The 12,233-nt window shown below is 72.0% G+C and carries 8 protein-coding genes; 2 read left to right on the forward strand and 6 right to left on the reverse strand.

Annotated features, from left to right (window positions below):
• Window positions 1-3: 3 nt before the first annotated feature.
• Together pepN and OG407_RS47065 are read right to left on the reverse strand one after the other, a co-directional pair.
• The gene (pepN, locus tag OG407_RS47060; RefSeq protein ID WP_405867272.1) at window positions 4-2,439 is read right to left on the reverse strand and encodes an aminopeptidase N; all 2,436 of its coding nucleotides are present in this window, start codon (window positions 2,437-2,439) and stop codon (window positions 4-6) included.
• A 292-nt stretch (window positions 2,440-2,731) separates the two neighbouring features.
• Window positions 2,732-3,481: an IclR family transcriptional regulator gene (locus tag OG407_RS47065; protein ID WP_405867274.1), complete on the reverse strand. Its 750-nt coding sequence runs from the start codon at window positions 3,479-3,481 to the stop codon at window positions 2,732-2,734.
• A gap of 199 nt (window positions 3,482-3,680) precedes the next feature.
• Between OG407_RS47065 and OG407_RS47070 the strand changes: the two genes are divergently transcribed.
• Window positions 3,681-6,578, forward strand: a complete 2,898-nt coding sequence (locus OG407_RS47070; RefSeq protein ID WP_405867276.1) for an AfsR/SARP family transcriptional regulator — start codon at window positions 3,681-3,683, stop codon at window positions 6,576-6,578.
• Window positions 6,579-6,595: 17 nt separating this feature from the next.
• Here the strand turns inward: OG407_RS47070 and OG407_RS47075 are convergent, their stop codons facing one another.
• On the reverse strand, window positions 6,596-7,834 hold the full coding sequence (locus OG407_RS47075) for a CynX/NimT family MFS transporter (RefSeq protein ID WP_405867278.1): 1,239 nt from the start codon (window positions 7,832-7,834) through the stop codon (window positions 6,596-6,598).
• A gap of 139 nt (window positions 7,835-7,973) precedes the next feature.
• Between OG407_RS47075 and OG407_RS47080 the strand changes: the two genes are divergently transcribed.
• On the forward strand, window positions 7,974-8,453 hold the full coding sequence (locus tag OG407_RS47080; RefSeq protein WP_329347946.1) for an Lrp/AsnC family transcriptional regulator: 480 nt from the start codon (window positions 7,974-7,976) through the stop codon (window positions 8,451-8,453).
• On the opposite strand, the gene OG407_RS47085 is transcribed toward OG407_RS47080, so the two are convergent.
• The 3 genes from OG407_RS47085 to OG407_RS47095 are packed head-to-tail and all read right to left on the reverse strand — an operon-like array spanning window position 8,450 to window position 12,220.
• Window positions 8,450-9,436 (reverse strand): PDR/VanB family oxidoreductase, encoded by a 987-nt coding sequence (locus OG407_RS47085; RefSeq protein WP_405867280.1) that lies wholly within the window; start codon window positions 9,434-9,436, stop codon window positions 8,450-8,452. The two genes, OG407_RS47080 and OG407_RS47085, sit on opposite strands and share 4 nt — an antisense overlap.
• Window positions 9,426-10,862, reverse strand: coding sequence for a glutamine synthetase family protein (locus OG407_RS47090; protein WP_405867282.1), 1,437 nt, complete (start codon window positions 10,860-10,862; stop codon window positions 9,426-9,428). Before OG407_RS47090 ends, OG407_RS47085 begins: the two co-directional genes overlap by 11 nt.
• A gap of 5 nt (window positions 10,863-10,867) precedes the next feature.
• The gene (locus OG407_RS47095) at window positions 10,868-12,220 is read right to left on the reverse strand and encodes a Rieske 2Fe-2S domain-containing protein (protein ID WP_405867284.1); all 1,353 of its coding nucleotides are present in this window, start codon (window positions 12,218-12,220) and stop codon (window positions 10,868-10,870) included.
• Between the last annotated feature and the right edge of the window lie 13 nt (window positions 12,221-12,233).

Below are 12,233 nucleotides of genomic sequence, written 5' to 3' on the forward strand. Positions count from 1 at the left end.
GCCTCAGGCCGACGTGCCCCGGGCGCGGAGCATCCGGCTCACCTCGTCGGACCGCTCCAGGACGGTCGTGCGGACCACCGGGACCGCCTCCTGGGACACCTGCCTGGCCTGCTCGATGTACGAGGCGTCGATGGCGTGCAGCGGGAAGAGGCGGTGCGTGTAGCTCATCGCCAGGATCATCCCGCCCAGGTGCAGCTTCGGGACCGCCTCCAGGTAGCGCTCGGCGTAGGGCGCCAGCAGCTCGTCCTGGCCGGGGCGCCAGAAGGCCGCCGCGACCAGGCCCATCGAGTTGATGGGGACCGTACGGTCCACGACCAGCTGTTGCCAGACCTCCGCCTTCGTCGTCGCGTCGGGCAGCGCGGCCCGCACGGTGAGGGCGCGGACCCAGGCGTCGGGGTCCGGGTCGCGGGTGAGCAGACGGTCGGATTCCGCCGTGACGTCGCCGCCCAGTTCCGCCTCGCGGATCAGCGCGCGCCAGTGCAGGTCCACGTCGTCGCTCGCCTGTTCACGCAGCCAGGCGAGATCGTCCGCCGTCGTCGCGGTACGGGCCAGCCCGCGCAGCGCGACCTGACGGCGGCCGGGGTCTCCGGCGAGGTCGCGACAGGCGGCGGCCACCGCTGCCGACAACTCGACGCGGTCGGCGGGCGACGCCCACAGTTCCGCGACGTTCGCCGCGAGGGTCAGATACGGCTCGATCACCGCGTCGGACGTCTCGACCGTCAGCACCGAGGTGAGGCACCGTCCGGCTTCCGCCGCCGTGGCCTCGCCGGTCGTCAGCATGTCCCAGACGGTGGCCGCGGCCACGCCCCGGGAGATGGCGGTCGGCAACCGTGCCGCCGTACGGAAGAGGGCGTCCCTGGTGGTCGGGTCCGGGCGGGTCGTCGCGAAGGTCAGGTCGTCGTCGTTGATCAGCAGGACATCGGCGGCGGGCGGGAGGCCGGTGATCGTGGTGCGGGTCTCCGTCACCTCGACCCGTACCAGCGCCCGGCGTTCGAGCGCGTCGCCGTTCCTTTCGTACGCGCCCACCGCCAGGACCTGCGGGCGCGGGGCGGCGGCGGCCACCAGCGTGACCGAGTCGCCGTCGCGCTCCAGGGTGAAGCGGTCGGTGCCCGCCGTCGCCAACCAGGCCGTGCGCCAGGTGTCCAGGTCGCGGCCACTGGCCTCGGACAGGGAGTCGATCAGGTCCTGGAGCGTGGTGGTGCCCCAGGCGTGGCGGGCGAAGTAGGCGGCCATGCCGGTCCTGAAGTCGTCCTCGCCGACGTACGTCATGAGCTGCTGGAGGACGGACGCGCCCTTGGGGTACGTGATGTTGTCGAAGATCGACCTGGCCTGGGCGACGTCGTGGATGGGCTGGTGGATCGGGTGCGAGGCGGGACCCTGGTCGGACAGGTACGCGCTGATCTTGCCGATCATCAGATGGCCCGCCCACGCGTCCGTGTGCCGGGTGGCACGCTCGGCCGCCCAGTGGCAGGCGAACTCCGCGAACGCCTCGTTCAGCCACAGGTCGTCCCACCAGCGCATGGTGACGATGTTGCCGAACCACATGTGCGCCATCTCGTGCAGCAACACCCGTGCCAGCAGCCCGTGTTCGGCCGGGGTCGGCGCGGCCCGCCGCAGGAACGCGTCCGACCAGGTCACACAGCCGTAGTTCTCCATCGCCCCGCCGAACTCCGGCATGAACACCTGGTCGTAGCGGCGCTGCGGGAACGGCATCGCGAAGGCCTCGGCGTAGAAGGCGAGGCCCTGGCGGGTGAGGGTGAAGATCTCGTCGGCGTCGCGGTCGAGGACCTCGGCGAGTGAACGGCGGGCGTACAGGCCCAAGTTGTGGCCGTCGGCCTCGCGGCGGACCTCGTGGAAGGGGCCCGCGTTGATGACCGTGTTGTACACGGAGAGGGGCGGGGTGTCCGGGAAGATCCAGCGGCGGGCCGCGCCCAGCTCCTCGACGCGCGCGTCGCCGGAGTTGCTGGTGACGGTCCACGCGGACGGCGCCGTGACGGTGAAGGCGTGCGGGGCCTTGAGGTCGGGCTGGTCGAAGCAGGCCCAGACGAAGCGGGCCTCGTCCGGTTCGAAGCTCATCCACACGTACACCTCGCCGTCGGCGGGGTCCGTCGCCTTGTGCACGCCCTCGCCGGCCGTGGTGTCGGCCTGGACGCTCTCCACCCGCAGCACGTTGTGCTCGGCCAGGCCGGGCAGATGGATCCGCCCGTCCTCGGCGGGGGCGAGTTCGACCCCGTTCAGCGTCGCGCTCAGCACCCGCGCCGCACAGTCCACGAAGGTCTCCGCGCCCGGCTCACGACACGTGAACACGACAGTGGAGACGGCGCGGACCTCCGGCCCGTCGGGCAGTGCGGTCAGATCGACGTCCACGTCGTACCGCTCGACCGCGACCAGCGCGGCCCGGCGCTCGGCTTCGATGCGGGTCAGGCTTCGGATCCCCATGTGTGTCCTCCCTCGGCAGACAGCGGCCGTCAGCGTACGACGGGGACAGGTGGGGAGCGCAGGGGATTTCGGGGGTGTCGACCTCGGTCGCGGTCGATCGGCCGCCGTCTCGCGCGGGACGCGGCTCGGTCACGGAGAACGCCACGCCGGGCGCTCGGCCCCTGACCGAGCGCCCGGCGTGAGCGAGGACGGGGTCGGCGTCGCGGCCCGGTGGTCGTCCCCGCCCGACCGCCGGACCGCGCGCCGCCGACCCCGTCGGATCACCGCCCCCAACTGCCCCTGACTCAACCCCTCACCGCCCCCGCAACCCCGCGCTGATCATCCGCCCCGTGCGACGCGCGGTCTCCGCGAGCCGTTCCAGGTGGTGGGCCGGGTCGGTGAGGACGCACAGGGCCGCCACGGGGGTGCCGCGCACCCCGAGCAGCGGAACTGCCGCGCAGCACACGCCAGTTACCACTTCCTCCCGGTCGAACGCGGCACCGCGCTCCCGTATCGCGTCGGCGTCCCGCGCCCAGGACGCGGGAAGCGGCCCCAGCAGGGGCGCCGGAGCAGCCGTGGCCACCAGGATCTTGCCCGCCGCGGTGAACCACGGCCAGGTCATCCGGGTCTCCAGCGGATCGGGCCGTCGGGCGTCCTCCGGACACCACTCGACCATCAGCGTCTCGCCCTTCCACAGCACGGCGATTCCTACGGTCGTCCCCGTGACCTGCGCGAGCCGGCGCATCGGTTCCCGTGCGGCGGCCCGCAGCCGGGGATGCGGCTGCCACGCGCTCCCCAGGCGGAACATCCGCGGGCCCACCCGGTAACTCCCTCCGCACCGCTCGACCGCGCCCAGGTCCGCCAGCTGTTCCAGCAGCCGGTACGCGGTCGTCTTGGGCAGCCCGCAGTCGGACGCCAGCCTCGTCGGCCCCGCCTCCACCGCCCGCTCCACCGCCTCCAGCAGTGCGAAGGCGCCCTCCAGCACGCTCCTTCCGCCGGCGTTCCCCGTGGCGGCCGGTAAGGTCTCCGGCCGTCGTACCGGCACCCGTGTCTCAGGTGCCATCACTCCCTGTGTGATCACACGTCTCGCCCCCGTTTGCCTGTTGCGCAGCCGCCAGGCGACGGCCCTGCCGTCATGCCCGGACGGGACGCGGTCGGCGCCCCGTCCGTTCCCCAGCAGATTCGCACCGGTGTGTGACGGGAAACCTTGTCGAAGGCTTGTCGCGCCGCGTACACGTCTGTGAAAAAAAGGAGGAGGCTTTGTGCAGGGGGAGGCGCACATCATGGTGGACGTGCAGTTGCTCGGGCCGGTGGAACTGTCGGCGGAGGGGCGCGCGGTGGAGGTGGGCCCGCCCCAACGCCGCACCGTGATGGCCGCGTTGGCCGTGGACGTCGGCCGGCCCGTCGCCGTCGACGTGGTCATCGAGCGGGTCTGGGGCCCGCACGCGCCCGACGGCGCGCGCGGCGCGGTGCACGCCCATGTCGCCCGGATACGGCGGATGTGCGAGCAGGCCGCCGAGACCGCGCAGGAACCCTTATTACTGGTGCGCCGTTCCGGCGGATACCTCCTGGAGGCCCGCCCCGACCAGGTGGACGTGTACCGGTTCCGGCAACTGGTCGACCAGGCGCGGGCGTCGGGGCCGGCCGAACCGGCCCGGGCGGTGCTGCTGCGCGAAGCGCTCGACCTGTGGCGCGGGGAACCGTTGTCCGGGCTGAACGGGCAGTGGGCGGCCCGGATGCGCGAGGCCTGGCGGCGCCAGCACCAGGACGCGGCCGTCGGCTGGGCCCGCGCGGAACTGCGCCACGGTGAACCCGCCTCCCTCATCGGCCCGTTGACCGGCCTGCTCGGCGAGTACCCGCTCGCGGAACCCCTGGCCGAAGCCCTGATGCGGGCCCTGCACGACACCGGCCGCAGCGCGGAGGCCCTGGACTGCTACGCCGCCGTCCGCAAACGCCTGGCCGAGGAACTCGGCACGGACACCGGACCGGCACTGCGCCAGCTCCACCAGTCGATCCTGCGCGGCCACCGCTCCGCGTCGCCCCCGCGCCCCGAACCGTCCGCGGTCATCCGACAGGCCGAGCCGTCGGCGGTGCCACGACAGCCCGAGCCATCGGGGGTGCTGCGGCAGGCCGAGCTTCCCGCCCAACTCCCCATGGGTATCAGGGGGTTCACCGGCCGCGACGGCGAGCTGGCCCGGCTTGCCGCGATCCTCGCCTCGGCCGAGGGAGAGTCCGCCGCCGTGGTCATCTCGGCGGTGTCGGGCATGGCGGGCGTGGGCAAGACCGCCCTCGCCGTGCACTGGGCGCGGAGGGTCGAGAGAGCGTTCCCCGACGGGCAGTTGTACGTGAACCTGCGAGGCTTCGACCCGCAGGGATCGGTGGTGCAGCCGACCGAGGCGGTACGCGGGTTCCTGGACGCGCTCGGGGTACGGCCGGAGCGGGTGCCGCCAGGACTTGAGGCCCAAGTCGGGCTGTACCGGAGCCTGTTGACGGGGCGTCGGATGATGGTCGTACTCGACAACGCCCGCGACGAGGAACAGGTCCGCCCGCTGCTGCCGGGCGCCGTCGGCTGCATGGCGCTGGTGACCAGCCGGAACCGGCTGACCGGGCTGGCCGCGACGGAGGGCGCCCATCTGCTCGCGGTGGACCCGCTGACACCGGCCGCCGCACGGGACGTACTGGCGGAACGGCTAGGCGCCGGCCGGGTCGCGGCCGAACCGGCGGCGGTCGCGGACGTCGTCACCTGGTGCGCGGGACTGCCCCTCGCGCTCGCCGTGGTCTCGGCACGCGCCGCCGCACAACCGCACCAGCCCCTCGGCACACTCGCCGAGGAACTCCGGGAAGCGGGCGGCCGGTTGGACGCGCTCGACGGGGGCGAGGAGTCCAGCCAGGTACGGGCGGTGTTCTCCTGGTCCTACAGCGCGCTCAGCCGCGCCGCGGCCCGGCTGTTCCGGCTGCTGGCACTGCACCCGGGACCCGACCTCGACCAGCGCGCGGCGGCCGCCCTGGCCGGGGTGCCACCCGAGCGCGTCCGTGCGCTGTTGGCCGAACTGACCGGCGGTCACTTGCTGGTTGAGCACGTTCCGGGGCGGTACGCCTTCCACGACCTGCTGCGGGTCTACGCCGGGGAACTCGTGACCGCGTACGACGACGAGTGGGAGCGGCGATCGGCGGTCCACCGGATGATGGACCACTACCTGCACTCCGCGCGCGCGGCCGACGTGCTGGTGACCCCGCAGCCCAATCCGGTGGAGTCGCCCACGCCCAGACCCGGCGCGAACGCGGTCGAGTTCGAGGACTACGGCCGTGCGCTCGCCTGGCTCGTCGCCGAACACCCGGTGCTGCTCGCGCTCGTACGGCAGCAGAGGCCCGGCTTCGACGCGCACGTGTGGCGCCTGGTCACCGTACTGACCACCTTCCTGGACCGGCACGGATACTGGCAGGCGCTGCTGACCGCCGGACACCGCGCGCTGGCGGCGGCCGAACGGGAGGGCGACCTGGCCGGACGGGCGGGCGCCCATCGCGGACTGGGCCTGGCCCTGGACCGGTTGAAGTGCCCGGAACCGGCCCGGGAGCACTATCTGCGGGCCCTCGAACTCTTCGCCGCGGCCGGCAGCGACGCGGGCCAGGCCCGCACCCATCAGCATCTCTCGCGGATGTCGGGGGGACAGGGCAACGACGAACTCGCGCTGGAACACGCCTACCGGAGCCTTGAGCACTACCGGGCCGCGGGCGACCGGGCAGGACAGGCCGCCGCGTTGAACCACATCGGCTGGCGGCAGGCACACCTCGGCGACCATCTCCGCGCGCTCGCCCACTGCGAGCAGGCGCTCGAACTCGCCCACGCGGCCGGTGATGTGGACGGGCAGGCGCACATCTCCGACAGCCTCGGCTACATCCACCACCAACTGGGTGGTTATCAACAGGCAGTTGACCGGTACCGGCAGGCCGCCCAGTTGTTCCACGCGACGGGGGAGCGGCACAGCGAGGCCGCCTGCCTGACCTGCCTCGGCGACAGCCATCGCAGCGCGGGACAGTCCGACGCGGCCCACGAGGTGTGGACCCGTGCGCTCGCCCTGACCACCGAACTCGGCCTGCCTGACGACGATCCCATCCGCGCCGGGTTGCGGGAGCGCGTCGGGGACAGTCCGCTGTCGTAGGGGCCGGGCCTCTCGACTCAGGTGCATGGTGAGGCCGTTGCGTCCGGTACTGGAGCAGTGGTCCGCGGCCTCAGGAGACGGCTGAGGGCGATGCCCGCGGCCGTGCAGGCACAGGTCAGCCACCAGGTGGAGTGCCAGTCGCCGGTACGGGTGGCCAGCCACGCGGCGGCGGTGGGGCCGACGAAGCTCCCGGCGTTGAACAGTTGCTGGATCAGGCCCATGGTGGCGGGAGCGGAACCGCCGGCCGGCGTCAGCTCACCGATCATGCGCAGCAGGGTCGCCGGTATCGCCCCGCCGGTCAGCGAGAAGACCGTGACACACGCGAACTGCCAAGCGGTGCCTGCCGGGAGGCCGTGCCAGTCCACGGCGAAGGCCAGCACGGACGTGACGGCCATGAGGACGAACGCGGGGACGATGAGGGCGCGGGTGGGCAGGCCGCGCTTCATGAGTGCCGCCGTGCCGATCGAGCCGACGGCGTTCGCCGCACCGACCACCGCACTGAGCACACCCGGCCAACTGCCCGTCATCCCGCCGTCCCGATAGATGGTGGGCAGGAATCCGACCACCGCCATCCACGGCAGGGTGTAGCAGGCGAAGACAAGACCGGCCGTCCAGGGTGCCGGTGCCCGGACGGTACGGCCGATGCGCGCCAGGGCCGCCGCCGCGCCACGCACACCACCCGCGTCGTCCCGGGGAACCCGGGCCAGGACCCACGGCAACGGCAGCAGCGCGACCACGGCCATGCCCCACCACCACACCCGCCACGGCATCACCTGGAGGACCAGCGCGCCGACGATGAGACCGGCGAAGGTGGAGATGCCCTGGTAGGCGCCCCAGAACCCCATCGCCGTGGTGAAACGGCCGGGTGGAGCGGTGCGCCGGATCAGCCCCGGCCCTGTCACCGCCACCAGGATGAAACCGGCCCCCTCGACCGCCCGCGAGGCCAGCAGCGGCGCCGCCGACCAGGCGAATCCACCGCCCGCCGAACCGAGGAACAGCAGGACCAGCCCCGCGCTCAGACAGCGTCGCTCGCCGATCAACTCGGCCAGCAGCGAGACGGCAAGTCCCCCGAGCATCCCGGCCAGTTGGACGATCCCCAGCAGGGTCCCGGCCTGGACCAGACTCAGCGACAGGTCGTGCCGCAGGAACGGGAGCGCGGGCGGCACCTTCCACACCTGTAACCCGGCAGCGACTCCGGCCGCGACGATGACGAGCCAGGAACTACCGGTGCCAGAAGGAGGTGTCTTCGAGGCCATGGCGGGCGGTCCTTCAACAGGGTGGAGGCGTGGAACGGCTCACCACCTTGACCACACGGCCGGGCATTCGCGCAATAGAGGTTCCGATTGGTGCGACAGGTGCTCAATAGGCCTGAATTCTGGTGGCAGAATGCACATCATGACGCTGATGGACCCCTTGGACGCCCGGATCATCCTGGCCTTGGACGACGACCCGGACGCGACGATCCTCGCCCTCGCCCAGACCCTGGGCGTGGCCCGGAACACCGTGCACGCGCGGCTGCGGAGGATGGCCGCCGACGGCGTGCTCAAACCCGTGAGCCGACGCGTCGACCCCGCCGCCCTCGGGTACGGCCTGGTGGCGTTCATGTCGCTGGCCGTGAGTCAGGCCGAACCCGAGAGCGTGCACGAAGGCCTGCTCGATCTCCCCGAGGTCATCGAGGTGCACTACACCACCGGCGACGCCGACCTCCTCGCCCATGTCGTCGCCAAGGACACCGCGGACCTGCACCGCGTCACCAAGGCGATCCTCGCCATCGACGGAGTCGACCGCACCAGCACCGCCATCTCCTTGGCCGAGGTGATCCCGTACCGCCCCCGTGCTCTGCTGCATCGCCTGGCGAAGCGACGAGCCACCTAGAGGTCCAACTCCAGCACCGGGGAGTCGCAGCGGCTCACGCAGATCATCATCGTGGTGGCGGTGGGTCGTTCGGACGGCTCGATCACCGTGTCGCGGTGGTCCGGGACCCCGGCCGTGACCGGCGTCTCGCAGGTACCGCAGTAGCCCTCCTCGCAGGAGTACGGCACGTCCGGTCGCTTCTCCCGTACGACGTCCAGCACGGAACGGTCGGCGGGCACGGTCAGCCGCAGGCCTGAACGGGTCAGCACCACCTCGAACTCACCACCCGATGAGCCGATTTGGACTGGGTCGATGTCGTCGGCCGCCGTGAAGCGTTCGACGTGCAGTGACCGCGCCGGGTCAGCCGTACGGCACAGGGCCGTCACCGCGTCGAGCATCGGTTGCGGGCCACAGGCGTAGACGGCGTACGAGGCCGGGGTGGCGGCGAGTTCGGCGGCCAGGTCAGGGAAGCCCGCCTCGTCCTGCGGTACGAGCAGCACGCGGTCCCCGCCCAACGCCGCCAACTCCTCTGCGTACGCGAGCCGGGACCGGTCGCGGGCGCCGAGGACCAGCCGCCAGGGGAGGCCGCGGGCGGTGAGTTCGCGGGCCATCGGCAGCAGCGGGGTGACGCCGATGCCGCCGGCCAGCAGGAGATAGCCCGGCGCGGGTAGGAGCGGGAAACGGTTGACCGGTCCGCGTACCTCCAACTCCCTTCCCACCAGGGCGGTTTCGTGGATCTCCCGGGAGCCGCCACGCCCCTCGGGCACGCGGTGCACGGCGATCGTCCACGCCTCGGTGTCCGTCGCCTCCCCGCACAGCGAGTAGGTCCGCCGCAGCCCCGAGGGCAGGGTCAACTCCACATGTGCGCCCGCCTCCCAGGTCGGCAGGGCGCCGCCGGTGGGTCGGGTCAGCCGGAGTTCCAGCACGTCGTGGGCGATCCAACGGGCCTGTCGGACCAGGAGCCGTACGGTCGCCGCGCGGGAGGTGCCGAGGTCAGAAGACACGGAAGTACTCCCGCTGTTCCCAGTCGGTCACCTCTTCGCCGAAGCGGGTGATCTCGGCTCGTTTGATGCTCGTGTAGTACGCGACGAAGTCCTTGCCGAGCCGGTCGGCGAGCATGCGGTCGGACTCCAGCGCGTCGAGGGCCTCGCCCAGCGAGCGGGGGAGCGGTTCGGCGCGTGCCGCGTAGGGCTCGTCGGCGGCCGGTCCGGGTTCCAGGCCACCGGCCACGCCCTCCAGCCCGGCGGCGAGTTGGGAGGCGAGGTAGAGGTAGGGGTTGGCGGCCGGTTCACCGATCCGGTTCTCCAGACGGGTCGATGACGGCCCGTCACCCAGCACCCGCACCATCGCCCCGCGGTTGTCGCGCCCCCAGACCGCCCGGTCCGGCGCCAGCGACAGCGAGCGAAAGCGCTTGAATCCATTGAGAGTTGGCGTCGAGAACGCACTCGTGGCCCGCGCGTGCCTCAGCAGCCCACCCAAAAACGCCGTCCCGTACGGCGACAACGGCGGCCCGGACGCGGTGAGTTCGCCGGTCTCCGGTGCGAAGACGCCCACGCCGTCCCGCAGCATGCTCTGGTGCAGATGCCAGCCGCTGGAGAAGACACCGGGCAGATGGGGGCGGCACATGAAGGTGGCGTGATGGCCGTGGCGGGCGGCGACCTGCTTCACGGCACTGCGCAGCAGCACCATCGCGTCGGCCGTGCCGAGACCGTCGGCGGGCTGGAGGGTCAACTCGACCTGGCTGGGGCCGAATTCCACCTCCAGGCTGCGCAATGGGAGGCCCAGGCCCTCGATGTTGGAGCGCAGGACGTCGAGGATGGGGTCGAGTTCGTCGTAGCGCAGCTCGCTGAGGTACTGGTAGCCGTGGTTGAGCATGCCGACCTCGGGCGCGGCGCCGGGCTGGCCCTGGTCGCCGGGGCCCAGACGCGGATCGTCGAGCCGGAAGAGGTGGAACTCCACCTCCAGGCCTGTGCGGTACGTCAGCCCGTCGGCCTGGTCGAGGACGGAGCGCAGCAGTCCGCGCGTGCACAGCGGGACCGGTGCGCCGGTGGTGAAGCGCAGGTCGCACAGCAGCCAGCCCGTGCCCGGGGACCAGGGCAGCATCCGGAAGGTCAGCGGGTCGGGGACCATCACCATGTCGGCGGCGCCGCGCAGTTCGGGCAGCCCGAGCGGTGTCTCCTTGGTGAAGAGCGGGAAGACGGTCCGTCCGGAGGTGTCCTTGGCGAGCAGGGACGAGGCGATGCCGGTGCCGTCGCGCAGCACGTTGGCCAGTTCGCCCATGGTGACGGTCTTGCCGCGCAGCAGACCGTGCTGGTCGGCGAAGACCAGCCGTACCACCGTCATCCCGCCGCTCTCGGCACGTTCGCCTATCTCCCGTGCGGCGGCGGCCTGTTCGGGGTTCCACAGGCCGTGCCGTTCGATGAATCCCACGCGGCTCAGCCGTCCGTTCCCAGCGGCTGCGCCCAACTACTGTCGGCGCGCTGCTTGTCGGTGACGGCCGTCCAGTGCTCCCGCCAGCCCTCGGTGGGGCCGATCCCGTCCAGGGCGACCGGTCCGTGCAGCTGCCCTGCCTCCTCGGCCGGCAGCACCAGCGGCGGGTCCTCGCCGCGCTCGACGGCGGTGATGGCCTCGCCGAGCATCCGCCGGTACATCACGATGGCCTTGTCGGAGCGGCCCAGATGCTCGCGGGTACGGTCCTGGACGGTTCCCTGGCCCTCAACTGCCCACTGGTCGTGCACGTTGATGTCGGTGCCGAGCCCGGTGTACGTCGTCGTGCGCTGCTCCACCGGGTCGTAGCCGTAGCCGTTCGCGCGCCCGAAGCGCGGCCGGTAGTCGGGCAGGGTGACCGCGCCGACCCGCTGCCGGCGCATCTCGTCCTGGTCCACCGGGCCGCCGACGCTGGTGAACAGGGCATACCAGTAACTGGAGTTGTGGTCGATCGGCACATGCCACTGGGTGATCGCCGTCTCCGCGTCCAGGGGGATGTGGAAGGCGTGCGGGAACACCTGGTGGGTGATGCGGACATGGGTACGGCTGCCGTCCATCGGCAGGCCCTGGGTGTCCGTGCCGTCGAGCGCGCGCCGGGCGGTGAGGCGGATGCCGTACGGGGTACGGACGGCGTCGATGTCGGGGCGGCCGTACTCGCGCAGGATCTTCGTCATCGGGAGGTCGGTGCCCTGGGAGGCGGCGCGGAACTGTTTTCCGTAGCTGTCGGCGGGGTCCTCGTCCTGGAAGAAGCGGTGCAGGTAGGAGGCGTGGGCGGGGTCGATGCCGACCTCCAGGGCCTGGAGCCAGTTGCACTCCAGCAGCCCTTTCCACGCGAAGGCGTGGCTGGCGGGAGCCTGGAAGCAGTCCAGGGCGGGGAGTTGGGGCGGCTCGCCGGGGCCGAGGTAGCCCCAGATGATCCCGTTGATCTCTTGGACCGGGTAACTACCCAGCCGTACGCGGGACTTGAGCGGGCTGTCGGCGGGCTCGGCGGGGGTGTCCAGACAGGAGCCGTCACGCGCGAACAGCCAGCCGTGGAAGCAACAGCGCAGCCCGCCGTCCTCCAGCCGGCCGAGCGCCAGGTCGGCGCCGCGGTGCGGACAGCCCCGGTCGACGAGACCGAGTTCGCCCTGCTCGTCGCGGAACAGGACCAGGTCCTGGCCCATCACCTTGGGTGCCACCAGCGGCCGTACGCCGTCGAGTTCCTCGCTGAGGGCGATCGGCTGCCAGTAGCGGCGCATCCACTCACCGGCCGGGGTGCCGGGACCGGTCCGGGTGAGCCGTGTGTTCTCTTCCTCGCGCATGGGACGCCTTTCG

This window comes from Streptomyces sp. NBC_01515 (assembly GCF_045040345.1).
GTDB lineage: Bacteria > Actinomycetota > Actinomycetes > Streptomycetales > Streptomycetaceae > Streptomyces.

What these genes read in the sequence shown, in the direction of transcription:
- pepN (WP_405867272.1), bottom strand. Translation starts at nt 2,439, where the DNA reads ATGGGGATCCGAAGCCTGACCCGCATCGAAGCCGAGCGCCGGGCCGCG.
- OG407_RS47065 (WP_405867274.1), bottom strand. Translation starts at nt 3,481, where the DNA reads ATGGCACCTGAGACACGGGTGCCGGTACGACGGCCGGAGACCTTACCG.
- OG407_RS47075 (WP_405867278.1), bottom strand. Translation starts at nt 7,834, where the DNA reads ATGGCCTCGAAGACACCTCCTTCTGGCACCGGTAGTTCCTGGCTCGTC.
- OG407_RS47080 (WP_329347946.1), top strand. Translation starts at nt 7,974, where the DNA reads ATGACGCTGATGGACCCCTTGGACGCCCGGATCATCCTGGCCTTGGAC.
- OG407_RS47095 (WP_405867284.1), bottom strand. Translation starts at nt 12,220, where the DNA reads ATGCGCGAGGAAGAGAACACACGGCTCACCCGGACCGGTCCCGGCACC.